19 protein-coding genes are annotated in these 25,938 nt (G+C 70.8%); 9 read left to right on the forward strand and 10 right to left on the reverse strand.

Annotated features, from left to right (window positions below; genetic code table 11):
• Nucleotides 1-44: 44 nt before the first annotated feature.
• From OG718_RS39665 to OG718_RS39685, 5 genes are all read right to left on the reverse strand, one after another.
• Entirely contained in the window at nt 45-815 is a 771-nt protein-coding gene (locus OG718_RS39665) for an amino acid ABC transporter ATP-binding protein (protein ID WP_328846475.1), read from the reverse strand.
• Nucleotides 812-1,726, reverse strand: a complete 915-nt coding sequence (locus tag OG718_RS39670) for an amino acid ABC transporter permease (RefSeq protein ID WP_143637491.1) — start codon at nt 1,724-1,726, stop codon at nt 812-814. The genes OG718_RS39665 and OG718_RS39670 overlap by 4 nt, the downstream gene beginning before the upstream one ends.
• Complete coding sequence (locus tag OG718_RS39675; RefSeq protein WP_328846476.1) at nt 1,723-2,607, reverse strand: ABC transporter substrate-binding protein; 885 nt, start codon at nt 2,605-2,607, stop codon at nt 1,723-1,725. Before OG718_RS39675 ends, OG718_RS39670 begins: the two co-directional genes overlap by 4 nt.
• Nucleotides 2,608-3,085: 478 nt before the next feature.
• Complete coding sequence (locus OG718_RS39680; RefSeq protein WP_143637485.1) at nt 3,086-3,742, reverse strand: MBL fold metallo-hydrolase; 657 nt, start codon at nt 3,740-3,742, stop codon at nt 3,086-3,088.
• Between the two features lie 10 nt (nt 3,743-3,752).
• Nucleotides 3,753-4,475 carry a maleylpyruvate isomerase family mycothiol-dependent enzyme gene (locus OG718_RS39685; RefSeq protein ID WP_328846478.1) on the reverse strand — a complete coding sequence of 241 codons (723 nt, stop codon included), beginning with the start codon at nt 4,473-4,475 and terminating at the stop codon, nt 3,753-3,755.
• Nucleotides 4,476-4,723: 248 nt separating this feature from the next.
• Here OG718_RS39685 and uvrA point away from each other — a divergent pair, with 248 nt between their 5' ends.
• Nucleotides 4,724-7,768, forward strand: coding sequence for an excinuclease ABC subunit UvrA (gene uvrA, locus OG718_RS39690; RefSeq protein WP_328846479.1), 3,045 nt, complete (start codon nt 4,724-4,726; stop codon nt 7,766-7,768).
• A gap of 113 nt (nt 7,769-7,881) precedes the next feature.
• On the opposite strand, the gene OG718_RS39695 is transcribed toward uvrA, so the two are convergent.
• From OG718_RS39695 to OG718_RS39710, 4 genes are all read right to left on the reverse strand, one after another.
• Nucleotides 7,882-8,793 (reverse strand): carbohydrate kinase family protein, encoded by a 912-nt coding sequence (locus OG718_RS39695; protein ID WP_143637478.1) that lies wholly within the window; start codon nt 8,791-8,793, stop codon nt 7,882-7,884.
• Entirely contained in the window at nt 8,790-9,824 is a 1,035-nt protein-coding gene (locus OG718_RS39700; RefSeq protein WP_306940592.1) for a LacI family DNA-binding transcriptional regulator, read from the reverse strand. Before OG718_RS39700 ends, OG718_RS39695 begins: the two co-directional genes overlap by 4 nt.
• Before the next feature lie 201 nt (nt 9,825-10,025).
• Nucleotides 10,026-10,973 (reverse strand): hypothetical protein, encoded by a 948-nt coding sequence (locus OG718_RS39705; RefSeq protein WP_306940593.1) that lies wholly within the window; start codon nt 10,971-10,973, stop codon nt 10,026-10,028.
• Between the two features lie 220 nt (nt 10,974-11,193).
• Complete coding sequence (locus OG718_RS39710) at nt 11,194-11,544, reverse strand: response regulator (RefSeq protein ID WP_328846481.1); 351 nt, start codon at nt 11,542-11,544, stop codon at nt 11,194-11,196.
• Between the two features lie 172 nt (nt 11,545-11,716).
• On the opposite strand from OG718_RS39710, the gene OG718_RS39715 reads away from it, so the two are divergent.
• Together OG718_RS39715 and OG718_RS39720 are read left to right on the forward strand one after the other, a co-directional pair.
• Entirely contained in the window at nt 11,717-13,096 is a 1,380-nt protein-coding gene (locus tag OG718_RS39715; protein WP_328846482.1) for an ABC transporter substrate-binding protein, read from the forward strand.
• Between the two features lie 80 nt (nt 13,097-13,176).
• A complete protein-coding gene (locus tag OG718_RS39720; RefSeq protein ID WP_328846483.1) occupies nt 13,177-15,984 on the forward strand; it encodes a PAS domain S-box protein in 2,808 nt (935 codons plus the stop codon).
• 156 nt (nt 15,985-16,140) lie between these two features.
• On the opposite strand, the gene OG718_RS39725 is transcribed toward OG718_RS39720, so the two are convergent.
• On the reverse strand, nt 16,141-16,332 hold the full coding sequence (locus tag OG718_RS39725; RefSeq protein ID WP_143637467.1) for a hypothetical protein: 192 nt from the start codon (nt 16,330-16,332) through the stop codon (nt 16,141-16,143).
• Nucleotides 16,333-16,576: 244 nt separating this feature from the next.
• Here OG718_RS39725 and OG718_RS39730 point away from each other — a divergent pair, with 244 nt between their 5' ends.
• The 6 genes from OG718_RS39730 (at nt 16,577) to OG718_RS39755 (ending at nt 25,750) form a co-directional block, all read left to right on the forward strand.
• A complete protein-coding gene (locus tag OG718_RS39730; protein WP_143637464.1) occupies nt 16,577-17,248 on the forward strand; it encodes a response regulator in 672 nt (223 codons plus the stop codon).
• A gap of 63 nt (nt 17,249-17,311) precedes the next feature.
• Complete coding sequence (gene uvrC / locus OG718_RS39735; RefSeq protein ID WP_143637461.1) at nt 17,312-19,381, forward strand: excinuclease ABC subunit UvrC; 2,070 nt, start codon at nt 17,312-17,314, stop codon at nt 19,379-19,381.
• Complete coding sequence (gene rapZ / locus OG718_RS39740; protein WP_143637458.1) at nt 19,378-20,487, forward strand: RNase adapter RapZ; 1,110 nt, start codon at nt 19,378-19,380, stop codon at nt 20,485-20,487. Before uvrC ends, rapZ begins: the two co-directional genes overlap by 4 nt.
• Entirely contained in the window at nt 20,484-21,551 is a 1,068-nt protein-coding gene (locus OG718_RS39745) for a gluconeogenesis factor YvcK family protein (RefSeq protein WP_143637456.1), read from the forward strand. The genes rapZ and OG718_RS39745 overlap by 4 nt, the downstream gene beginning before the upstream one ends.
• Nucleotides 21,542-22,531 (forward strand): DNA-binding protein WhiA, encoded by a 990-nt coding sequence (gene whiA, locus OG718_RS39750; protein ID WP_143637453.1) that lies wholly within the window; start codon nt 21,542-21,544, stop codon nt 22,529-22,531. The genes OG718_RS39745 and whiA overlap by 10 nt, the downstream gene beginning before the upstream one ends.
• 264 nt (nt 22,532-22,795) lie before the next feature.
• A complete protein-coding gene (locus tag OG718_RS39755) occupies nt 22,796-25,750 on the forward strand; it encodes a M14 family metallopeptidase (protein ID WP_143637451.1) in 2,955 nt (984 codons plus the stop codon).
• Nucleotides 25,751-25,938: the final 188 nt, after the last annotated feature.

Below are 25,938 nucleotides of genomic sequence, written 5' to 3' on the forward strand. Positions count from 1 at the left end.
AAGGGCCTGACGGGAGGGCCTGACGGGAGGTGCCGGGCCGTCGGCTACAGCCGTCCCGCCTCCACGATCCGTCGCAGAAACTGCTTCGTGCGTTCCTCCCGCGGGTCGCCGAACACCTCCTCGGCCGTGCCGCGTTCCAGTACGACGCCGCCGTCGAGGAAGCAGACCTGGTCCGCGACGTCCCGGGCGAAGCCCATCTCGTGCGTGGCCAGCACCATGGTCATGCCGTCGCCCTTCAAGTCCCGCACGACAGCGAGGACTTCACCCACCAGTTCCGGGTCGAGGGCTGCGGTGATCTCGTCGAGGAGCAGCAGCCTGGGACGTACGGCCAGGGCGCGGACGATCGCGGCCCGCTGCTGCTGGCCGCCGCTCAGCCGGTCCGGGTACTCGCCCGCCTTGGCGCCGAGCCCGAGCCGGTCGAGCAGCTCACGGGCGTGCGCCTCCGCCTCCGCGCGGTCCACGCCGTGCACGCGGCGCGGGGCCAGCGTGATGTTCTCCAGGACGGTCATGTGCGGAAAGAGGTTGTACGCCTGGAAGACCACGCCGATCCGGCGGCGCACCGCGTCCTGGTCGGCCCGGGGGTCGGTGATCTCCTCGTCGTCCAGCCAGATGGCGCCGTCGTCGATCTCCTCCAGGAGGTTCGCGCAGCGCAGCAGTGTCGACTTGCCCGAGCCGGAGGCCCCGATCAGAGCCGTCACCGTGTGCGGGGCGACCTCCAGATCGACGTCCCGCAGGACGAGCGAGTCGCCGAAGGTCTTGCGAACGGCCTCCATCCGCAGCACGGGCACGCCGGACTCCTTGGGCGTCTCGCTCATATGCTCCCTCCCTGCGCCTGCCGCCGGTCCATGCGTGCCGTGACCCAGTCGGTGAAGCGGGTCATCGGGATGGTCAGCGCGACGAAGACCAGCCCCGCGACGATGTACGGCGTGTAGTTGAGGCTGCGGCCCACGATGATGTCCGCGGCGCGTACGGCGTCGACCGCGCCGCCGATCGAGACGAGCCCGGTGTCCTTCTGCAGAGACACCAGGTCGTTGAGCAGCGGCGGCACCTGACGGCGTACGGCCTGGGGGAGCACCACGTACCGCAGAGCCTGACGGTTGCTCAGGCCCAGCGAGCGGGCCGCGGCGCGCTGCGAGGGGTGGACCGACTCGATGCCGGCGCGGAACACCTCGGCGACGTACGCCGAGTACGTCAGGGTGAGCGCCGTCCCGCCGAGCAGCACCGGGTCGACCGTGATGCCCTGCAGCCGCAGCGCCGGCACGCCCAGGACCACGATCATCAGGTTGATGATCAGCGGCAGCCCGCGGAAGAAGTCGGTGTACGCGGCGGCCAGCGCCCTCACCGGGAAGAACACCGGCCCGCGCAGGGTGCGGGCGACGGCGATCAGCATGCCGAGGACGAGGACCGCGGCCCCGCACACCAGCAGGAGCCGGACGTTCAGCCACAGCCCTTCGAGGACCTTGGGGAACGCCTCGCGCGCGTACTGCGCGCTGAAGAACGTCTCCTTGGTGCGCGGCCAGCCGGGCGCGTTGACGACGACCAGGTAGAGGACGATGCCGGTCACGAGGGTGGACAACGCGGCGATCGCCGTCGCGCGGCGGGCACGGGAGCGCTTGTACCGCTCCCGCTCGATCCGCCGCCGCGACGGGACGTACGCCTCGTGCGCGTCTCCCTCGCCGGAGTCTCCTTCCGGTTCCCCGCCCGACTCCTCCTTCACGACCGTCACTTGAGGACCGGTGCGTCGACGGCGTCGGACAGCCACTGCTTCTCGACGGCGGCGAGGGTGCCGTCCTCGCGCAGGGCGTCCACGGCGTCCGTCACGCACGACGTGAGCGCGCTGCCCTTGTCCAGGACGAGCCCGAACTGCTCGGGCGTACCGCCCTGGTTCTCGAACTGCCCGACGATCCTCGCGTCCGTCACCTCGGCCGCGGTGATGTAGAACGCGGTCGGCAGGTCGACCACGATGGCGTCCACCTGACCGTTCTTCAGGGCGGACTTGGCCTGGTCGTTCTTCGCGTACGCGGCCGGCTCCTCGGTCGGCTTCACCACGTCGTCGATGTAGTTCAGGCTGGTGGTACCGACCTGGGCGCCCAGCTTCACGCCCTTGAGGTCGGCGATGCTCTTCGCCTTCGCGGCCTTGGAGTCCTTCAGCGCGACGACGGCCTGGCGCACGTCGTAGTAGCCGGACGAGAAGTCGACGGCCTTCTTGCGCTCGTCGCTGATCGACACCTGGTTGATGTCGAAGTCGAAGGTCTTCTCGCCGGGCGCGAAGGCCTTGTTGAAGGGCACGCTCTGCCAGACGACGTCGCCCTTGTCGTAGCCGAGCTGCTTCGCCACGGCGTACGCGACGGCCGACTCGAAGCCCTCGCCGTTGGCCGGCTTGTCGTCCTTGAACCACGGCTCGTACGCGGGTTCGTCGGTCGCGATGGTCAGCTTCCCGGAGACCTCGGTGCCCAGTTCGCCCTTGGCGCACGACTCGGCGCCGGAACCGGAGGGCTTGTCGGAGGCCTTCTCTTCGGGCTGCGGGGCGCAGCCGACGGCGACGGCGAGCAGAGCGACGGTGGCGGTGGACGCGGCACGGCGCAAGGCGCGTTGGGCAAGATACATGGCGGGAGAGTGGCAGTGGGCAGGCCCGTCTGTCGAGGTCACAGGGGCAACTGTCCGCATGATGGGAACCGGTGTTGCAATGCTGTGAACTCGTGGGGCGCCAGGGCGTCACGCCGTCCTGGGCGGTGGCCGCCGGACGTCGGCCACCGCTGCCAGGGCGGGGCCGCCGGCCGAGGGCGGGGATCGACAGGCCGGCGACCCGTCCGCGCAGGAGCCGTCATCCTGTGCGGGACCAACTACCAGTGGACCGCGCGCGCCCCGTGCGCCGGGAGCGCGTGCGGGGCACCGGAGTGTGCGCTCCGTTCACACGGGGCGCGCACCGGCGTGCACGGCCGGGGACAGCACACCCGACATCGGACGCCTCACCAACTCCCGCCCGGTGTCCGACGGTTCGCCGGGACGGTCCGGTGTGCGGCGGTAGGCCAACGCGAGCCCGGGGTCGGGACCGGGCGGCTCACCGACGCCCGCCCGGCGATGTTCACCAACCCCGCGCGTGCCACTCCGGCAGATGCGGACGTTCGGCGCCCAGCGTCGTGTCGTCGCCGTGCCCCGGGTAGACCCAGGTCTCGTCCGGCAACGCATCGAAGATCTTCGTCTCGACGTCGTGGATCAGACTGGCGAACGCCTTCGCGTCCTTACGTGTGTTGCCCACACCACCCGGGAAGAGACAGTCACCTGTGAACACATGCGGGTGCCCGTGCGGGTCGTCGTAGACCAGGGCGATCGAGCCGGGCGTGTGCCCCACCAGATGGCGTGCGGTCAGTTCCACGTGCCCCACCCGGATCGTGTCACCGTCCTGGACGGGCACGTCCGTGGGCACGGGGATGCCGTCGGCGTCGTCCCGCCCCGCGTACGTGCGCGCGCCCGTGGCCGTCACGACCTCCGCGAGCGCCTGCCAGTGGTCGCCGTGCTGATGCGTGGTGACCACGGACGCGATGCCGTCGTCACCGATCAGCGTGAGCAGCGTCCCGGCGTCGTTGGCCGCGTCGATCAGCAACTGCTCGTCCGTGGCCCGGCAGCGCAGCAGATAGGCGTTGTTGTTCATCGGGCCGACCGCGACCTTGGAGATCATCAGATCCCGAAGCTCGTGCACATCCGCAGGGCCGCCGACCGTCACCGCTCCGCTGTACGTCATGACGCTCAGCCTATAGCGGGGGGAGTGCGGGCAGCGGACCGCCGTCGACGCTCAGCGCCGACCCGTCGCGGCGGCCCGCGAGCCAGCCGAGGAGGGCGGGCGCGGGGCCGGTCACGGTCACCTCCGGACCACCCCCGGAGCCCTCGGCTCCCTCTGTGTCGCCGTCTCCGGAGACGCGTCCCGTGCTCCACGCGCGCGTGCCGTCGGTGACGCGCGTGTGCGGCACCTCGGGGTGCCCGGCGAAGCGGTCCGTGAGGAAGACGATCTCGCGCTCCACGAACTCCTCCGGGAGGTCCTCCAGGTCGTAGCCGATCCCCAGATCGACGTGGTGCAGCTCGACCTCGATCCACCGCCGGAACGGCACCCCGGACGCCGAGTCGGTGACGCCGTTGCGCAGCTCCACCGTGCGGGACCAGTCCGCCGGCGCGGCCCCCGCCTCCTGGAAGCGGGCCGCGCTCTCGCGGAGGTCGGTGAGCTGTGTCTCCAGGGGGCGCGGGGCGTCCCGCCCGATGTCGGCGTCCCGGGCCTCCCCGGAGACGTACATGGGCCGGCCTTCGAGGACGTTCACGAGGGCGTCCGCGTTGCGGGCCAGGTGGGCCAGGACGTGGCCGCGGCTCCAGCCGGGCAGCGGTGACGGCTCGGCCACGGAAGCGTTGTCCAGTTTGCCGACTGCGGTGAGGAGCCGCTCGGTCGCGTCACGTACAGACGCCAGGTCGCGCACATGATCGTTCATGGGCCCGACGATAGTCCCGCCACACGTTTGGGTGAAGGTTGCGGGCGGCCACCGTAAATCGAATGCGCGTGCTATATGGTCGGGTGCGGCGTCGGGCATGCTGGAGGGCCCGGGATTGTTGTGAAGCAGGGAAACCAGACCGGCGCTGTCAGTGGCTCCCTCTAGTCTGAAAAAGACGGGGGCCCCGTCGTCTGAAAAGCCGGGGGCCTCGCCCCTGTCACTTCTTCTCAAGAAAGGTGCGGACCGGCGTGGCCGACCGTCTCATCGTCCGTGGAGCGCGCGAGCACAATCTCAAGAATGTCTCGCTCGACCTCCCGCGCGACTCGCTCATCGTCTTCACGGGCCTGTCGGGGTCGGGCAAGTCCTCGCTGGCCTTCGACACGATCTTCGCCGAGGGCCAGCGGCGCTATGTGGAGTCGCTCTCCTCGTACGCCCGGCAGTTCCTCGGCCAGATGGACAAGCCGGACGTCGACTTCATCGAAGGCCTCTCCCCGGCGGTCTCCATCGACCAGAAGTCGACCTCGCGCAACCCGCGCTCGACGGTCGGCACCATCACCGAGGTCTACGACTATCTGCGTCTGCTCTTCGCGCGCATCGGCAAGCCGCACTGCCCCGAGTGCGGCCGCCCCATCACGCGCCAGTCGCCGCAGGCCATCGTCGACAAGGTCCTGGAGCTGCCGGAGGGGAGCCGCTTCCAGGTCCTGTCGCCGCTGGTGCGCGAGCGCAAGGGCGAGTTCGTCGACCTCTTCTCCGATCTCCAGACCAAGGGGTACAGCCGAGCCCGGGTCGACGGCGAGACGATCCAGCTCACCGAGCCGCCCACGCTGAAGAAGCAGGAGAAGCACACCATCGAGGTGGTCATCGACCGCCTCACGGTCAAGGAGGGCGCCAAGCGCCGGCTGACCGACTCCGTGGAGACCGCCCTCGGTCTCTCCGGCGGCATGGTGGTGCTCGACTTCGTCGACCTCCCCGCCGACGACCCCGAGCGCGAGCGCATGTACTCGGAGCACCTGTACTGCGCGTACGACGACCTGTCCTTCGAGGAGCTGGAGCCCCGCTCGTTCTCCTTCAACTCGCCCTTCGGCGCCTGCCCGGACTGCACCGGCATCGGCACGCGCATGGAGGTCGACCCCGAGCTGATCGTCCCGGACGAGGACAAGTCCCTCGACGAGGGCGCCATCCACCCCTGGTCGCACGGCCACACCAAGGACTACTTCGGGCGTCTCGTCGGAGCCCTCGCGGACGCGTTGGGATTCCGGACCGACATCCCCTTCGCCGGTCTTCCGCAGCGCGCCAAGAAGGCGCTGATCCACGGACACAAGACGCAGATCGAGGTCCGCTACCGCAACAGGTACGGCAGAGAGCGCGTGTACACCACGCCCTTCGAAGGGGCTGTCCCCTTCGTGAAGCGGCGGCACAGCGAGGCCGAGAGCGACGCGAGCCGCGAGCGCTTCGAGGGCTACATGCGCGAGGTGCCCTGCCCCACCTGTCAGGGCACGCGCCTCAAGCCGGTCGTCCTCGCGGTCACGGTCATGGAGAAGTCGATCGCCGAGGTCTCCGCGATGTCCATCAGCGACTGCGCGGACTTCCTGGGCGAGCTGAGGCTCGACGCCCGCGACAAGAAGATCGCCGAGCGCGTCCTGAAGGAGGTCAACGAACGACTGCGGTTCCTGGTCGACGTAGGCCTCGACTACCTCTCGCTGAACCGCGCCGCGGGCACCCTCTCCGGCGGCGAGGCCCAGCGCATCCGCCTGGCGACCCAGATCGGCTCGGGCCTCGTGGGCGTGCTGTACGTGCTGGACGAGCCTTCCATCGGCCTGCACCAGCGCGACAACCACCGGCTCATCGAGACCCTGGTCCGGCTGCGCGACATGGGCAACACGCTCATCGTCGTCGAGCACGACGAGGACACCATCAAGGTCGCCGACTGGATCGTCGACATCGGCCCCGGCGCGGGCGAGCACGGCGGCAAGGTCGTCCACAGCGGCTCCCTGAAGGAGCTGCTCGCCAACGACGAGTCGATGACCGGTCAGTACCTGTCCGGCAAGAAGGCCATCCCGCTGCCCGACATCCGGCGCCCCCAAGACCCGTCCCGGCAGCTCACGGTGCACGGCGCCCGCGAGAACAACCTGCAGGACATCGACGTGTCGTTCCCGCTGGGCGTCCTCACGGCCGTCACGGGAGTCTCGGGATCCGGCAAGTCCACGCTGGTCAACGACATCCTGTACACGCACCTGGCCCGCGAGCTGAACGGCGCCAGAAGCGTTCCCGGGCGGCACACGCGCGTGGACGGCGACGACCTGGTCGACAAGGTCGTGCACGTCGACCAGTCGCCGATCGGCCGCACCCCCCGGTCGAACCCGGCGACGTACACCGGAGTCTTCGACCACGTCCGCAAGCTGTTCGCCGAGACGACCGAGGCGAAGGTCCGCGGCTACATGCCCGGCCGCTTCTCCTTCAACGTCAAGGGCGGCCGCTGCGAGAACTGCTCGGGCGACGGCACGATCAAGATCGAGATGAACTTCCTCCCGGACGTGTACGTCCCGTGCGAGGTCTGCCACGGCGCCCGCTACAACCGGGAGACCCTGGACGTCCACTACAAGGGCAAGTCCATCGCCGACATTCTGAACATGCCGATCGAGGAAGGCATGCACTTCTTCGAGGCGGTTCCGGCGATCTCCCGCCACCTCAAGACGCTGAACGACGTCGGCCTCGGCTACGTCCGCCTCGGCCAGTCCGCGACCACCCTGTCCGGCGGTGAGGCCCAGCGGGTGAAGCTCGCCAGCGAGCTCCAGAAGCGTTCCACCGGACGCACGGTGTACGTCCTCGACGAGCCGACCACCGGTCTGCACTTCGAGGACATCAGCAAGCTGCTCACCGTGCTGTCCGGCCTGGTCGACAAGGGCAACACGGTCATCGTCATCGAGCACAACCTCGACGTCATCAAGACCGCCGACTGGGTCGTCGACATGGGCCCCGAGGGTGGTGGCGGCGGTGGCCTCGTCATCGCGGAGGGCACACCCGAGGAGGTCGCCGGGGTTCCGGCCAGCCACACGGGCAAGTTCCTCCGAGAGGTCCTGGGAGCCGAGCGCGTCAGCGACGCCTCGCAGGTGAACGCCCCGCGCAGGACGGTCGCCAAGAAGGCGGTGGCCGCCAGGTCGACGACAAAGAAGACGGCGACGGCCAAGACCGCCACCGAAAAGGCCACCAACAACACGGCCACCAAGAAGGCCGCCGCGGTCACGAAGAAGGCGGCCCCGGCGAAGAAGACGACGAGGGCCCGCAAGGCCTGAGGCGGTTCGTTCGGCCGCGTACATACGCCACGCACAACGCGCCGCGTCCCACGAGAACTCAAGTTCTCGTGGGACGCGGCGCGTTGCACAATCAGCTGCTCAACTCGGGCCCGTCAGAAAACGCCCAACTCATGCGCGTACGGCGGTTCCGCGCCCGCCCGTGAGCAGGTGATCGCCGCGGCTCGTGCGGCGAACCCCAGCAACTCGGCCCATCCGTCGGCGCCCAGACCCGCGAGCGCGGGCCCGGAGAGCGCGTCGCGGGCTGCGAGGCCGTGCAGCAGCGCGGCGTTCACCGTGTCGCCCGCACCGATCGTGTCCACCACGTCGACGGGTTCGCCCGGCACGGAGTACTCCGCGCCGTCACGGGTGAAGGCGGTCAGCCCGTCTCCGCCCCGCGTGACGACCACGGCCGATGGGCCCGAGGCCAGCCACTCGCGCGGAGTGCCGCCGAGCCACTCCGCGTCCTCCTCGGACAGCTTGAGCAGCGACACCGACGGCAGCCAGCTCTTGAACCGGGCCCGGTAGGCGTCCGCGTCCGGGATCAGCACCGAGCGGATGTTGGGGTCGAGCGCGGTGAACACACCCTGCGCGGACGCGATCCGCATCAGTTCCTCGTACGCGGTCGCGCCCGGCTCCAGTACGAGCGAACAGGTGCCGAACGACACCGCCCTTGTCCCGTCCTGGAGTTGGGAGGGCGCCGAGAACAGCCGGTCCGCGGTGCCCTCGACGTAGAAGGAGTAACGGGCCGAACCGTCCGCGCCGATCGACGCGACCGCGAGGGTCGTCGGCTCGGCGCCCCGCTCCACGGACGACACGTCGACGCCCGCCTCGCGCAGTCCGCCGACCAGGGCCTCGCCGAAGGCGTCCCGCGAGATCCGCGAGCAGAAGGCCGCGGGGGAGCCGAGACGGCCCAGCGCCACCGCCGTGTTGTACGGGCCGCCGCCGCGCCGCGGGTCGAGCCCCGCGAGCGCGCCCGCCTCACGCGGCACCAGATCGATCAGGGCCTCACCGGCGACGACGATCACGAGTCGGATCCTTTCTCGGGGCAGCCGCACGAGGTGCGGTGCATGAAGGCGGAGGGCAGCCGGACCGTACGGGCCTCGCGGCCGGGGGAGTCCAGCCGGTCGAGCAGCAGCTGTACGGCCCGGGCGCCGATCTCCTTGCTGGGCTGGGAGATCGCGGTGAGCCGGGGCGAGAAGAGGTCCGCCCAGGAGAAGTCGTCGAAGCAGCACAGAGCCAGGTCACCGGGCACGGACAGGCCCCTCTCGCGCACGGCCCGCAGGGCGCCGATGGTCATCGCGTTGTTGGCGGTGACCAGTGCCGTGGGCGGTGCCGGGAGGGACAGCAGGGCCTCGGTCGCGCGCTCGGCGCCCGCCGCCTCGGAGTTGCCGGGGACCACGAGCCGCTCGTCGTACGGGAGTCCCGCGTACGCCAGGCCGTGCCGGTAGCCGGAGATCCGCTCACTCGTCGTGCTGAGCCCCGGCAGGCCCGCGACCAGGCCGATCCTCTTGTGACCCAGCTCGGCGAGATGCCTGACCAGGAGCGTGACGGGCTCGGCGTTCTCCGCGCAGACCTGGTCGAAGGTGAAACCTGGCGGCGTCCGGCCGTCGTCGACCAGCCGGTCCAGGAACACCGTCGGTACGTCGTGCCGCCCGAGATAGCCGAGCAGTTCCTCCGGGTGCGCGGACGGTGCGACGAGCATGCCGTCCACGCGCCGCTCGTGCAGCAGCTGGACCACCTTGCGCTCATGCACCGGATCGTCGTGCGGATCCGCAATCAGCAGGCTGTAGCCACGCTCCAGGGCGCCGGCCTCCACGCCCTGCAGGATCTCCGTGAAGTACGGGTTGCTGATCGCCGACACCGCGAGCCCGATCGACCGGGTGCGCGAGGTGACGAGCGATCTGGCCAGGGTGTTGGGCGTGTAGCCGAGTTCGTCGATGGCGTCGAGCACGGCCTGGCGGGTGGCCGGCCGCACCGGGCGGGTGTCGTTGAGTACGTGCGAGACCGTCGCGACGGACACGCCCGCGCTCCGGGCCACGTCGACCATGGTCGCCATGGGTGAGCCCCTCCCTCGCCCTCGCCGAGGCCCTCGTCGGGCGTCGTCCCGGATCGGACCGTACCCGATGCCGAGACAGACGTAAACGCTTGCGTAAACGTTTACGTCTCGGGCACCCGGAGGCAGGCCGTCACCGCGGCCCGCCCCATCCCTTCACCACGGCCGCCCCGGCCGGCCCTTCACCGCGGCCGCCCCGGCCCCTCACTCCCAGTCCCACCCGATCCCCACGATCCCCGACCGCACCCGCTGCTCCACCACGTGGACCGACCGGTGCCGGTCGCTCAGTGCCAGCTCCTGGCGGCCGCTCCGTGGTGCCGCGGCCGAGTGCTGGGTGAACCGGTGGCAGCGCACGGGCAGCGCGTCCTCGGCGAAGCGCACCTGGAGCGCGTACTGCCCGCCGGAGAAGCCGAACCCGCGGACGTACTCACCGCACGCGCCGGCCGTGCCGTCCTCGACGCCGTAGCGGAACAGGAAGGTGTCGCCCGCGCGCAGCCGCGTGTCGAAGAGCAGCTCGGCGACCAGGACACCGGTGTCGTGGTGCCACAGGACGCGTCCCGTGCGGCAGTTCTCCAGGGCGTGCACCGCCATGTCCTCCGGGGCGCATCCCGGGTCACCGTGGTGGATGGCGACGAAGCGGTCGATGCCCTCCTTGTGGGCGCGCACGATGTGCTGGGAGTCGCGCCCCAGCAGCTCGCGCCGGGTGCCGATCCGTACGCGCTCGTGGTGGCCGATGGTGAGCAGCCCGCCGTCGAGCGGTGAGTCCAGTTCGGCCAGCAGCTTCTCCAGGGCGCCGGAGGCCTCCACCAGGGAGCGGTACGAGCGGGCCGTGGCGCGTTCCGCGTCGGGGCGCTCCTCGGCCTTCGCGAGCAGTCGGATCAGCGACTCGTCCGGCAGCTGGAGTATCTCCTCCAGGGCACGCACGGCCCGCAGCGACTCGGGACGCTGTGGGCGCCGGGCGCCCTGCTGCCAGTAACTCAGGCTCGTCACCCCGACCTTGACCCCGTACCGCGTCAGATGGTGCTGTACGCGCTGCAGAGGCAGTCCACGGGCGGCGATCGCGGCGCGCAGGGCGACATGGAAGGGGCCGCCCCGCAGGACCGTCTCCAACTCCGCCGTGGCGGCATCCGCGTGCTGTGTGCCGTCCCGCATTCAGGGGCCTTTCTGTGAGTGCTCGCAACGGCTGGTCGGGCCGTCAGCGCTGGTCGGAGGGGCCACACGGTCGGCGTGCGGGGGACGTTCGCGTCCCTGCGTGGTGGTGCCCGCCCCAAGTCACCCCGCATTGAAGCGTGTTGATCAGGCCCGGACAACACCTGGTGCGCAACCTCGCTGTCCGTACGCGTTTCCCGACGTCCCGGTCAGGGTGTCCGCCTCATGGGTCCAGCAGGTCCCGGATCGTCCGTGCCGACAGCGCCGACTTGGGCAGGAAGCCGCGGGCGGGGCTGTCCGCCACCAACTCCTGGAAGTCCACCAGGGAGTGCGTCGAGATGAGGATCACCGCGGGTACGACGTCCGCGAGCAGGCCCGCCACGTCGAGGCCGCTCTCGCCGTCCAGGTCGAGATCGACGAGGGCGACGTCCGGGGCGAGTTCACGCGCGCGCGTGAGCGCCTCCGCGCCCGTCGAGGCGACGCCGACGACCCGGACCCCGCCACGCTCCAGCAGGGCGCGCGCGGCCTCCAGGAACCGGGCGCTGTCATCGACGATGAGACAGCGCATGGACATGTCGACAGCTTCCCAACCGGCTGCCGGGTTGGCTTTCCGGCTAGCCGGAAAGTGCTGAAGTCCCATGCCGGAAAACTTCGTTCGAGCTCACGGAGCGCAGTGACGGGTGACGCGCGGTAGCATGTCGCTGCCCTGGGGTGACCGTGTCCTGTCGGTCTGGTGGGGGTGCGCGATGAGGAAGCACAACAGGAGAGCCGGGACGCACCGAACGCGCCGCGTGGTCCTCGCGGGGGTGCTGTCCGCAGCCCTGGTCGTCGCCGGTTGCGGCGGGGGCGGTGACGACGGCGAGCGCTCCGAGAAGCGCGGCGACACCACGTGCGACGGCAGGCTCGAAGGCACCACCGACATCACCGTGTGGTTCCACGCGGGGCCGAGCGGAGAGCTCGACACACTTCGCCGCCAGGCCAAGGACTTCAACGCCGCACAGGAGGACGTACGGGTCGAGCTGATCACGCTCCCCGAAGAGCGCCCGTACGACGAACTGGTCGTCTCCGCGGCCGCCAGCGGCGAACTGCCCGACCTGCTCGACTTCGACGGACCGAACCTCTACAACTACGCGTGGTCGGGCAAGCTCAAGCCGATCGACTCCTGTGTGCCCGAGGCGCTGAAGGCCGATCTCCTGCCCTCGATCCGCAAACAGGGCACCTATGAGGGCCGGTTGTGGGGCGTCGGCACGTTCGACTCCGGGCTGGGCCTCTACGTACGCCCCTCCGTCCTGAAGAAGGCCGGCATCCGCGTCCCCAGCGGTCCGGACGACGCCTGGACGGCCACCGAACTGACCGGCATCCTGCGGAAGCTGCGCAAGGAGGGCTACGGAAAACCCCTCGACCTGCGTCTCAACTACACGCTCTCGGGCCAGGAGTGGAACACGTACGGTTTCGCGCCCGCCGTCTGGTCGGCCGGCGGCGACCTCATCGACCCCGGAGATCTGCGGACGGCGGAGGGTTTCCTCAACGGGCCCGAGGCGGTCCGGGCCATGACCACCCTCCAGAAGTGGGTCAAGGAGGGGCTGGTCGACCCGAACAAGGACGACAAGGCCTTCACCAGGGGGCGCAGCCCCATCTCCTGGGTGGGGCACTGGACGTACCCCGAGTTCAGCAAGGCGTTCCCGGACGACGTGAAGATCGTTCCTCTGCCCGACTTCGGCAGGGGAACCGTCACCGGGATGGGCTCCTGGCAGTGGGGCGTCACGGCGGGCGCCGTCGACGGGGACGCGGTCTGGCGGTTCCTCGCGCACCTCCTGAAGCCCCGGGAGGTCCTGCGCATGAGCCGGGCCAACGGGGCGATCCCGGCGACGGACAGCGCCGTCGAGCTCTCGCCGAGGTTCGCCGAGGGCGGTGCCGAGCGACTGTTCATCGAGCAGTTGAGGAGCGGTGTCGCGCGGCCGCGGTCGCAGACCCCGGCCTATCCGGCGGTCAGCGGTGCCTTCTCGCGGGCCTTCGCGGAGATCATGCTCGACCGCGCCCCGGTGAAGGCCGCCCTGGACAAGGCGGTCCGCCGGATCGACAAGGACCTGGCCGACCACCAGGGTTACCCGTCGGCCGGGCCGTGAGACCCGGCAGACGACGTACCCCGGGCGGTATACGCGGGCCCGCGGACGGCGAACGAAGGCAGCCGGGCATCGTACGGAGATTGGTCGGCGCACGCGGCGGCCCTCTCCGCCTGCGGAGACCCGGACGGCCTGGACAGTCCGGACGGCCTGGACAGTCCGGACGGCCCGGACGAACCAGCCGCCCGCGCGCCGGGACCCCGCTGCTCGCCCGGCTGCGCGTCGGCACCAAGCTCATGCTGCTGGTGCTGCTGCCGGTCTCCGGACTCCTCGCCTTCACCGTCTTCTCGGCCGTGACCGACTGGGGCGAGGCGCGCACCCTGCGGGACTTCAGGACCGCCACGCGCGTCTCCTTCGCCCTGACCGCGCTCACCGAGGCCCTGGCCCGCGAGCGCCTCGCCGAGGTCCTCGTGGAGGCGGACCCGGACCGGCAGGGCGTGACGGCCGAACGGGACGCGGCCCGGCGCGCCACGGACCGGGCGCTGACCGCCGCGCTGACCGCCGCGCGCGCCGGCGCCGCGGACGGCACCGGACAGCCGGACGTCCTCGGACAGCTCGACGCGAAGGGCCGGCAGCTCTTCGCGACCAGACTGGAGGCGGGCAGCGGCTCGTTCACCGCGACGGAGACCGAGCAGAGGTACGCGAGCCTCACGAACGACCTGCTCAACACCGTCCACCACCTCGACTCGGGCCGCCCCTCACGGGCCTCCGGCAGGGCCGCGGACGGCTATCTCGCCGCACTGGAGGCCATCGAGGCCGCCGAGCGCGAACGCGCCGACCTGGCCGCCCTGTTCGCGACGGGCGCCGGGGACGCCCCCGGCGCCACGGGCGACCCCTGGCAGGCACTGGAGGCCGCCCAGCTCGACACCTTCCGGCAGAACGTCTCGGGGCGGCTCAAGGTGCGGCTGTCGGGCGTGCTGCTCCAGCCCGCGGGCCGCACGGTCCGGGCCACGCGCGAGGCCCTCGCCGCCGGCGACACCGCGCAACTGCCCTCCCTTGACCGCTGGCTGGCCGCGTCCACCGGCCGCCTCACCGCCCTGCGCACGATCGCGGACGCCGCCGAGGACGAGCTGGCGACCGCCGCAGACCGTGACCTGCGGGCCGTGAAGGACCGCGGCGAACGCGAACTGGGCCTCTCCGTAGTGGTCCTTCTCGCCGTCACCGTCCTCGCGCTGGCCCTGCGCCGCTCGATCAACCGCCCCCTCACCGAGGTGTCCGAGGGCGCCAGGGCCCTCGCCGACGGCGATCTGTCGTACGACATGCGCTACGCGGGACGCGACGAGATCGGCGACGTGGCAGACACCTTCCGCGAACTCCACGTGACCAGTGAGCGGTTCGCCGCCGAGATCCGCACCATGAACACGGCGATCGACGACAACCGGCTCGGACACCGGGCCGACGTCGCGGCCTTCCGCGGGACCTGGGCGCAGCTGCTGCGCGGCATGAACGCCACCATGGCGTCGTTCGCCGCCGCCCACGGACGGCGCGACAAGGCCGAACAGGAGCTGGAGAGCATCTTCAACCTCTCCCTGGACCTGCTGTGCATCAGCGGTGTCGACGGCTACTTCAAGCGCGTGAACCCGGCCTTCGAGAGAACACTCGGCTACCCCGGCAGCACCCTGCTGTCCCGGCCGTACCTCGACTTCGTGCACGAGGAGGACCGGGACCGTGTCCAGGCCATCCTCGACCGGCTGGCGACCGGCGCCGAGGTCGTCGAGTTCGAGAACCGCTACGTACGCGGCGACGGCACCGAGTGCTGGCTCCAGTGGAGCTGCCGTTCCGTCATAGAGGAGGGCCTCATCTACGCCGCCGCGCGCGACGTGACCGAGAGCCGCCGCGCCGCCCGCGAACAGGCAGCGCTGCGCAGCGTCGCCACCCTGGTGGCCCGCGGCGTCCCGCCGCACGAGGTGTTCACGGCCGTCGCGCACGAGGTGGGACTGCTGCTGAGCACGAGTTCCGCCGCCGTCCTGCGGTACGAGGCAGACGGCGCCGCCACCGTCCTCGGCTCCGCCCGTACGGCCGCCCGTACGGCCGCGACGGAGGGCCAGCAGGCGGCGCGGGCGGTGGCCGCGACCGGGCGCGCGGCCCGCGTCGGCGGTTCCGTGGGGGCGCCGATCGTCGTCGACGACCGCCTGTGGGGCGCCGTCGTCGTGTCCGCCCCGCACTCCGAACCGCTGCCCAGGGGAACCGAGCCGCGCCTCGCCGACTTCACGGAACTCATCGCCACCGCCATCGCCAACGCGGACAGCCGCGCCCAGCTGGCCGCTTCACGCGCGCGCGTGGTGGCCGCCGGCGACGCGTCCCGGCGGCGCATCGAACGCGATCTGCACGACGGCGTCCAGCAGCGCCTCGTCTCTCTCCAGCTGGACCTGCGCATGGCCGAGTCCATGACGGCGGACCAGCCGGCCGAGCTCGTCGAGCAGCTCGCGCACATCGGCAAGGGCCTGGACGACGCCTTCGAGGACCTGCTGCAGATCTCCCGGGGCATCCATCCGGCGATCCTCTCCAAGGGCGGCCTCGGCCCCGCCCTGCGCGCCCTGGCCAGGCGCTCCGCCGTGCCCGTGGAGCTGGATCTGGAGCTGCCGGGGACCCGCCTCCCGGAACAGACCGAGGTGGCCGTCTACTACGTGACCTCCGAGTGCCTCACCAACGCCGCCAAGCACGCGCGCGCGACGGTGGTCGAGGTCCGGGCGAGGGTGTACGAGGACGTCCTGGAGGTCGTCATCGGCGACGACGGGGTCGGGGGAGCCGAACCGGGCGGCGGCTCAGGGCTGATCGGGCTGACCGACCGGGTAGAGGCGATCGGCGGCAGGCTGACCGTGAGAAGCCCGCCGGGCAGAGGGACCACACTGATCGCACGGCTGCCCCTGCCGCGGTCCTCTCCGGACTGATCAGGGGTCCTTCCTGGACCGACCGGCGGCCGGCCCCGGACACGTGACTGCCCGGAACGCACGCAGTGTCGGAGGTCCAACGAGGGGGAGTCCTGGACTCGGTGACACGCGTACGCTCCGGGCGGTCTGCACGGACGGTGGAGCGGCCGTCCGGCCTCAGGGGCGGGGCGTCCCGCCGTTCGGTGCAGGCCGCAGGCGCTTGGCGCGCACGATGTCGGGGTCGCGGGGGTCGAGGCCGGAGCGCAGTCCGTCGGCGTACCGCTCCTCGTCCCCGTACGGGGAGAACTCGTCCTCGTACGGCCGCACACGGACCGACCGCCGTCGCTTTTCGATCCGTGTCTGTCGCATCTTCCGCAGCCTTTCGGTCATCGGCCCGCTGCCCCTTGCCCGGGGCGGCGGCCCACCTGCATCTGCACTGCTACGAGCATTCCCTCGAACTGTCTTCGTGTCGTCACGGGCAGCCCCCGAAACGGCTTCCGGTTCTCCACCATTGCCCACCTGCGGCTAGCCGTAACCGGCCATGTCCGGCAGGCTGTTGGAGGCGTACCGCAGACGCGCACCGCACCGGTCGGCCGAGCGGACGGGGAGCACCATGGACGCAGCACAGCGGCCCGCGCGCGGGAGGGTCGTCCTGGCCGACGACGACGTCCTGCTCAGAGAGGGTCTGGCCAGCCTCTGCGAGCGGCTCGGCTACGAGGTGGCGGGTCAGGCCGGCGACGCGAACGCGCTCCTGGAACTGGTCGCCGAGCACCTGCCGGACCTGGTGATCGTGGACATCAGGATGCCGCCCACCCACTCCACGGAGGGGCTGAAGGCGGCCCGCGGCATCCGGGAGCGGTATCCCGACCTCGGCATCCTCGTCCTGTCCGCCTTCGTGGAGGTCGAGGACGCCCTGGAGCTGCTCGCGAGCGGGCGGCGGATCGGTTATCTGCTGAAGAGCCGGGTCACGGTCGTGGACGAGTTCATCGAGGCGCTGGACCGTATCCGCAAGGGCGGCTCGGTCGTCGACCCCTCTCTCGTGCGGGAGCTGGTCACGGCCCAGCGCCGCGACGACCCGCTGTCCTTCCTCAGCACGCGGGAGCGGGAGGTCCTGGAGCTCATGGCCGAGGGCCGCTCGAACGCCGGCATCGGCCGGCGTCTGTGGGTGACCGAGGGCACCGTCGAGAAGCACGTCCGCAGCATCCTCGGCAAGCTCCGTCTGCCGGAGGCCGCGGACGATCACCGGCGGGTGCTGGCGGTTCTCACGTTCCTGGAGTCGCGTTAGCCGGTGGCCCGCGAGGGCCGACGGGCCGTCGCGCTGTCACACCCCGCCAGTAGGGTGTGAGACATGGCCGACCCCTCCAGCTACCGCCCCAAGCCGGGACAGATCCCCGACTCGCCGGGGGTCTACAAATTCCGCGACGAGCACCGCCGGGTGATCTACGTCGGGAAGGCGAAGAGCCTGCGCCAGCGCCTGGCGAGTTACTTCCAGGACCTCTCCGGCCTCCACCCGCGTACGCGCACGATGGTCACCACGGCCGCGTCGGTGGAGTGGACGGTGGTGTCCACGGAGGTCGAGGCGCTGCAGCTGGAGTACTCCTGGATCAAGGAGTTCGACCCCCGGTTCAACGTCAAGTACCGCGACGACAAGAGCTATCCGTATCTCGCGGTCACCATGAACGAACAGTTCCCGCGCGTGCAGGTGATGCGCGGCCAGAAGAAGAAGGGCGTGCGCTACTTCGGTCCCTACGGACACGCGTGGGCGATCCGCGACACCGTGGACCTCCTCCTGCGCGTCTTCCCCGTACGGACGTGCTCCGCGGGCGTGTTCAAGAACGCCGCGCGCACCGGCCGCCCCTGTCTGCTCGGCTACATCGGCAAGTGCTCCGCCCCCTGCGTCGAGCGGGTCTCCCCCGAGGAGCACCGCGAACTCGCCGAGGAGTTCTGCGACTTCATGGCCGGCCGCACGGGGACGTACATCCGCCGCCAGGAGCGGAAGATGACGGACGCGGCGGACGAGATGGAGTACGAGCGCGCCGCCCGCCTGCGCGACGACATCGAGGCCCTCAAGAAGGCCATGGAGAAGAGCGCCGTCGTGCTCGCCGACGCGACGGACGCCGACCTGATCGCGCTCGCCGAGGACGAGCTGGAAGCGGCCGTGCAGATCTTCCACGTCCGTGGCGGCCGGGTCCGCGGCCAGCGCGGCTGGGTCACCGACAAGGTCGAGGCCGTCACCACGGGTGACCTCGTCGAGCACGCGCTCCAGCAGCTCTACGGCGAGGAGACCGGCGACTCCGTACCGAAGGAGGTGCTCGTCCCGGCGCTGCCGGAGCTCGTGGAGCCCGTCCAGGAGTGGCTCGCCGAGCGCCGTGGGTCGAACGTGTCGCTGCGGATCCCGCAGCGCGGCGACAAGAAGGCCCTCATGGAGACGGTCCAGCGCAACGCGCTCCAAGCGCTCGGCCTGCACAAGACCAAGCGGGCCTCCGACCTCACCACCCGCTCCCGGGCCCTGGAGGAGATCGCCGAGGCCCTCGACCTGGACAGCGCGCCCCTGCGGATCGAGTGCTACGACATCTCGCACCTCCAGGGCGACGACGTCGTGGCGTCGATGGTCGTCTTCGAGGACGGGCTGGCACGCAAGAGCGAGTACCGGCGCTTCCAGATCAAGAGCTTCGAGGGCCAGGACGACGTCCGGTCCATGCACGAGGTGATCACCCGCCGTTTCAGGCGGTACCTCGCCGAGAAGGAGAAGACCGGCGAGTGGGCCGACGGCGAGACCGGGCTCACCGAGGAGGACGGGCGGCCCAAGCGGTTCGCGTATCCTCCGCAGCTGGTCGTCGTCGACGGCGGACAGCCGCAGGTCGCCGCGGCCCAGAGGGCGCTGGACGAGCTCGGCATCGACGACATCGCCGTGTGCGGCCTGGCCAAGCGCCTCGAAGAGGTCTGGGTGCCCGGCGAGGACGACCCGGTGGTGCTGCCACGTACCAGTGAAGGGCTCTATCTTCTTCAGCGTGTGCGCGACGAGGCGCACCGCTTCGCGATCACCTACCAGCGCACCAAGCGGGCCCGGCGTTTCAGGGCGAGCCCGCTGGACGACGTGCCGGGCCTCGGTGAGACTCGCAAACAGGCGTTGATCAAGCATTTCGGCTCGGTGAAGAAGCTGCGGTCCGCGACGATCGACCAGATCTGCGAAGTTCCCGGCATAGGCCGCAAGACGGCCGAGTCGATCGCCGTGGCCCTCGCCCAGGCGGCCCCGGCGGCACCCGCCGTGAACACCGCGACTGGAGAGATCATGGAAGACGAGGAATTCGCGACAGAGGGATACGCGACAGACGCGGAATCCGAAACGACGGCGGGTTCCGCGGGGGAGCCCGTGTCCGCGGGCACCTCGGACGAACGACGGGGGCAGGAGAGATGACCGAGCACGAGCAGGAAGAACCCTCGACAGGGCGCACGCCGGGAACGGAAGAGGCGCATGCGGCCGGAACCGGGGAACCGCACACGGCTGAAACAGAGGCATCGCACAGCGAAGCGCGCGAGGATCGAACGCAACGAGAAGCGGCCGGCGGGACAGCCGGCCAAGAAGCTGACGAAGCGGCACAGAAAGACGGAGCGGAAGTGAACACGGGCACGACCATCGAGTCGGCAGGCGTCCCCGAGGCGGCCATTCCGGAGCTGGTGATCATCTCCGGGATGTCGGGCGCCGGCCGGTCCACCGCCGCCAAGTGTCTGGAGGACCTCGGCTGGTTCGTCGTCGACAACCTGCCGCCCGCGCTGATCCCCACCATGGTGGAGCTCGGCGCCCGCTCGCAGGGGAACGTGGCGCGGATCGCGGTCGTCGTCGACGTCCGCGGACGTCGATTCTTCGACAACCTGCGCGAGTCCCTCGCGGACCTGGAGACCAAGCACGTCACCCGGCGGATCGTCTTCCTGGAGTCCTCGGACGACGCCCTGGTGCGCCGCTTCGAGGGAGTGCGCCGTCCCCACCCCCTCCAGGGCGACGGCCGCATCGTCGACGGCATCGCCGCCGAGCGGGAACTGCTGCGCGAGCTGCGCGGCGACGCCGACCTGGTGATCGACACCTCCAGCCTGAACGTGCACGAGCTGCGCGCCAAGATGGACGCCCAGTTCGCGGGCGAGGAGGAGCCCGAGCTGCGGGCCACCGTCATGTCCTTCGGCTTCAAGTACGGCCTGCCGGTCGACGCCGACCTGGTCGTGGACATGCGGTTCCTGCCCAACCCGCACTGGGTCCCGGAGCTGCGCCAGTACACCGGCCTGAACGAGGAGGTGGCCGCGTACGTCTTCAACCAGCCCGGCGCCAAGGAGTTCCTCGACCGGTACGCCGAGCTGCTGCGCCTCATCCAGACCGGCTACCGCCGCGAGGGCAAGCGCTATGTGACCATCGCGGTCGGCTGCACCGGCGGCAAGCACCGCTCCGTCGCCATGTCGGAGAAGCTCGCCGCCCGTCTGGTGTCCGAGGGAGTGGAGACGGTCGTCGTCCACCGGGACATGGGCCGCGAATGACGGGACGTAGTCCGCGGCTGAGCAGACTGCGGCGGATGGCCCCCGAGGCGCGCGGGGGCAAGCCCGTCGAGGGCCGTGGCGCCAAGCCGCGCCGCCGCGGCGCCCAGCCCAAGGTCGTCGCGCTCGGCGGCGGCATGGGCCTGTCCGCCTCGCTCGCCGCGCTGCGCCGCATCACCGGCGACCTCACCGCGGTCGTCACGGTCGCCGACGACGGCGGCTCCAGCGGCCGTCTGCGCGACGAGCTGGGCGTGCTCCCGCCCGGCGACCTGCGCAAGGCCCTGGCCGCGCTGTGCGGTGACGACGACTGGGGCCAGACCTGGGCGCGCGTCATCCAGCACCGCTTCCAGTCCAAGGGCGAGCTGCACGAGCACGCGGTCGGCAATCTGCTGATCGTCGCCCTCTGGGAGCAGCTCGGCGACCACGTCCAGGCCCTCGACCTGGTCGGCAGGCTGCTGGGCGCGCACGGCCGGGTGCTGCCCATGTCCGCGGTGCCCCTGGAGCTCCAGGCGCTCGTCAAGGGGCACGACCCGGAGCGGCCCGAGGACGTCGACACCGTCCGCGGACAGGCGACCGTGGCGCTCACGCCCGGTGAGGTGCAGTCCGTGCACGTCGTGCCGCACGACCCGCCCGCCGTCCCCGAGGCCGTCGCGGCGGTCCTCGACGCGGACTGGGTGGTCCTCGGTCCCGGCTCCTGGTTCTCCTCGGTGATCCCGCACCTGCTCGTGCCCGAGCTGCTCGACGCGCTCACCGAGACGAAGGCCCGCCGGGTCCTCTCCCTGAATCTCGCTCCGCAACCCGGAGAAACCGATGGCTTCTCACCGCAGCGTCATTTGGAGGTTTTGGGACGACACGCCCCTAAACTCGCCCTGGACGTGGTGCTGGCCGACGAGGCCGCCGTGCCCGACCGCGATTTACTGACCGATGCCGCCAAGCGGTTCGGCGCCGCGGTCGAGCTGGCGCCCGTGGCCCGGACCGATGGGTCTCCGAGGCATGATCCGGAGCTGTTGGCCGCCGCGTACGACCGTATTTTTCGGATGCATGGAAGGATCGGCCCATGGCGATGACGGCAGCGGTGAAGGACGAGATCTCCCGGCTTCCCGTCACCCGGACCTGCTGCAGAAAGGCGGAGGTCTCCGCCATGCTGCGGTTCGCGGGCGGCCTTCACCTGGTGAGCGGCCGCATCGTGATCGAGGCGGAGCTGGACACGGCGATGGCGGCGCGCCGGCTGAAGCGGGACATCCTGGAGATCTTCGGCCACAGCTCCGAGCTGATCGTGATGGCTCCGGGCGGTCTGCGCCGCGGCTCCCGTTACGTCGTACGGGTGGTCGCGGGCGGTGACCAGCTGGCCCGCCAGACGGGGCTCGTGGACGGCCGTGGGCGCCCGATCCGGGGTCTGCCGCCGCAGGTGGTCTCGGGGGCCACCTGCGACGCCGAGGCCGCCTGGCGCGGGGCCTTCCTGGCCCACGGCTCGCTCACCGAGCCCGGCCGCTCGTCCTCCCTGGAGGTGACCTGCCCGGGCCCGGAGGCCGCGCTCGCGCTGGTCGGCGCCGCCCGCCGCCTGTCGATCGCCGCGAAGGCCCGCGAGGTACGGGGCGTGGACCGGGTCGTCGTCCGGGACGGGGACGCCATCGGCGCCCTCCTCACCCGCCTCGGCGCCCACGAGTCCGTGCTGGCCTGGGAGGAGCGGCGGATGCGCCGCGAGGTCCGCGCCACCGCCAACCGGCTCGCCAACTTCGACGACGCCAACCTGCGCCGCTCGGCCCGCGCGGCCGTCGCCGCCGGGGCCCGCGTCGGGCGCGCCCTGGAGATCCTCGGCGAGGAGGTCCCGGAGCACCTCGCGGCCGCCGGACGGCTGCGGATGGAGCACAAGCAGGCCTCCCTGGAGGAGCTGGGCGCGCTCGCCGACCCGCCGCTGACCAAGGACGCCGTCGCGGGCCGGATCCGCCGGCTGCTCGCCATGGCCGACAAGCGGGCCCAGGACCTCGGCATCCCGGGGACGGAGTCCACGCTCACCGAGGAGATGGCCGACAACCTCGTGGGCTGAACCACGCGGATCGCCGCGGGCCGGGCCACGGAAATCGCCGCGGCCGTGGCGCGCCGCAGCTCCCGGGCCGGTCCGGGGACCCGTCGGTGGCTCTCCGCCGATGCCGGGGAAGTCGGCTCCGATCCTCAACACGCCGGTGCGTGCGCCCGTTTGGGGTAACCGCACCGGCGTTTTGCCGTCCTCGATGCGCTCTTGACTTGACCATGAAGTGTCATGAGCCTGGCATCTGTTCGCTGCTGTGGCGGACAACTGCAAGGGGGGCTCATGAGACGAAGAGCGAGATCGATCCTCGCTGCCGGCGCGCTCCTGCTCGGCGGAGTGGCCATCGCACCCATGGCACAGGCAGAACCCGGCGCCGCGACCGCCCCGGGCGCGGACGAGGTCAAGGTGTTCCGCGCGGACGTCACGAAGGAACAGGTACCCCTGCTCCTCGCGGCGGGCCAGGACAGTCACGAACTGGGCGAACAGGTCCCGGACAAGGGCACGGCCACGGTCGAGGTCTACCTCACCGACAAGCAGGCCGACCAGCTGGAGAAGAAGGGCGTCGACCTCGCCGAGCACAAGCTCTCGGCCAAGGCACGCGCGCGCGTGGCCGCCGCGGGGGACGGCGTCTACCGGCCCTACAGCGGCAAGGGCAACCTCCAGGAGGAGATCCTCAGGACCGGGCAGCAGAACCCGTCCCTGACGAAGGTCGTCTCCATCGGCAAGACCCTCCAGGGGCAGGACATCCTCGCCCTCAAGCTCACCAAGGGCGCCAAGAAGACCAAGGACGGCGCCAAGCCCTCCATGCTGTACATGTCCAACCAGCACGCCCGTGAGTGGATCACGCCGGAGATGACCCGGCGCCTGATGCACTACTACCTCGACAACTACGGCAAGGACCAGCGGGTCACCAAGCTCGTGAACTCCACCGAGCTGTGGTTCGTCCTGTCCGCCAACCCGGACGGCTACGACTGGACGTTCGAGGCCGAGGGCGACCGCCAGTGGCGCAAGAACATGCGCGACATCAACGGCGACGGTGCCTGGACCACCGGTGACGGCGTCGACCTCAACCGCAACTTCTCCTACAAGTGGGGCTACGACGACGAGGGTTCGTCCCCGTTCCCGACGAGCCAGACCTACCGTGGCGCGAGTCCCGGCTCCGAGCCCGAGACCAAGGCGCTGGACGCCTTCGAGAAGCGCATCGGCTTCGAGTACGGCATCAACTACCACTCGGCCGCCGAACTGATCCTCTACGGGGTCGGCTGGCAGGTGGCGACGCCGAGCCCGGACGACGTGCTCTACAAGTCGCTCGCCGGAACCCCCGAGAACCCGGCGGTCCCCGGCTACCGCCCGCAGGTCTCCTCCGAGCTGTACACGACCAACGGCGAGGCCGACGGACACGCGTCCAACGTCAACGGCACGGCGATGTTCACCCCCGAGATGTCGACCTGCCAGACCGCGTCGAACGTCGACCCCAACGACGCCTGGAACGCGGTGGACTGCGAGTCGATCTTCACCTTCCCGGACGACGAGAAGCTGATCCAGCAGGAGTTCGCCAAGAACGTCCCGTTCGCGCTCTCCGTCGCCGAGAGCGCCGCCAAGCCCGACCAGCCGAAGTCCTCGGTCGGCATCGACGCCCCCGACTTCACCCCGGCCCCCTTCACCACGTCGTACTCCCGCGGCGCCGACCAGGAGATCACGGTCGTCGCCCGTAAGTCCGTACGCGACAAGGAGCTGAGGTACCGCGTCAACGGCGGCCGTACGGAGGACATGGCGCTCAAGCCCTGGAAGGGCGGCGAGACCTTCGGAGGCGAGGACAACCTCTACTTCGACGAGTACCGCGCCTTCGTGGCGGACGGCGACCCCGGCGACAAGGTCGAGGTCTGGTTCACCGGCGAGACGAAGAGCGGGAAGCCCACCTCCAGTCAGCGCTTCACCTACACCGTGGCCGAGCGGCCGCGCGCCGACACGCTGGTGGTCGCCGAAGAGGGTGCCGCCGCCGCGACGCAGGCACGGACCTACGTCGACGCCCTGAAGGCCAACGGCCGCAAGCCCCTCGTCTGGGACGTCGCCACCCAGGGCGTGCCGGACGCGCTCGGCGTCCTCGGTCACTTCAAGACGGTCGTCCACTACACCGGCGCCGACCGCCCCGGCTACGCCACCCAGCTGCAGCTGCGCGCCTACCTCAACGAAGGCGGCAAGCTGATCGAGGCGGGCGAGCAGGCGGGCGGCAACGTCGCACTGCCGGGCGCCCTGACGAACGACTTCAGCCAGTACTACCTCGGCGCCTACTCCCGTACGACGACGCCGGGCGTCACGTCCTTCACCGGCTCGGGCAAGCTCTCCGGAGCCACCGGACCGCTCGGTGACGCGCCCGGCAACCCGCTGAACGCGGCAGGCGCGTACAGCGTCACCTCGGACACGCTGCCCGTCGAGACGTTCCCGCAGTTCGCGAGCGCGGGAGCGGGGGCGTACCCGGGGACCGTCAATCCCTACGGTCCCTTCGAGGGCGCCTCCATGGCGGCCGTCACGCACTCCGACTACGCCTGGAACCGTCTCACCCGCACCATCGACCTCACCGGGGTCAGCGCGGCCGACGCGCCCACTCTGCGCACGAAGCTCCTGTGGGACACCGAGGCCGGCTACGACCACGCGGCGCTCGAAGCGCACACGGCCGGGGCCGACGACTGGACGACCCTCCCCGAGAAGGGCGGCGCCACCAGCACCGCGGTTCCCGCGGAGTGCGAGGCCGGGTACTTCATCCAGGCGCACCCCGCCCTCAAGCGCTATCTGACCCCGGGCTCAGCCGGCTGCACCGCAACCGGCACGAGCGGCTCCTGGAACAGCTTCACCGGGGCCTCCGACGGCTGGCAGGAGGTCGACTTCGATCTCTCCGCGTACGCCGGAAAGACGGTGGAGGTGTCGCTGAGCTACATCACCGACCCGGGCACGGGCGGCCACGGTGTACTCGCCGACAACGCCTCCGTCGTCATCGGCGGCACGGCCGGCCAGACCGACGGCTTCGAGACGTCGCTCGGCGCCTGGAACGTCCCCGGGCCGCCCGCGGGCAGCCCCGCGGTCGTGAACGACTGGGGCCTGTCCGGGGAACTCTTCAAGACGTACGGAGCGGTCACCACGCGTGACACCGTGCTGCTCGGCTTCGGCCTCGAACACGTCACCGCGGCCGCCGACCGAACGGCCCTGCTGGGCAAGGCCCTGGCGGCTCTGCGCAGCTGACAAGGGCGAACAAGGGCGTCAAGCCCGGGCGGTCCGTACCCCTACTGGTGGGTACGGGCCGCCCTGCCGTGTATGGGGCACTCGATGTCACTCCGGGAGCGTCAGGGAGGTAGGGTCGTAGGCGGTCGGGGACATCCCATACAAACTCGCCGGCGTCCAAAGCCGGCGTTCCTAACGAGGAGATCGGT

The sequence above is a fragment of the Streptomyces sp. NBC_00258 genome (assembly GCF_036182465.1).
In the GTDB taxonomy this organism is placed as follows: Bacteria; Actinomycetota; Actinomycetes; order Streptomycetales; family Streptomycetaceae; genus Streptomyces.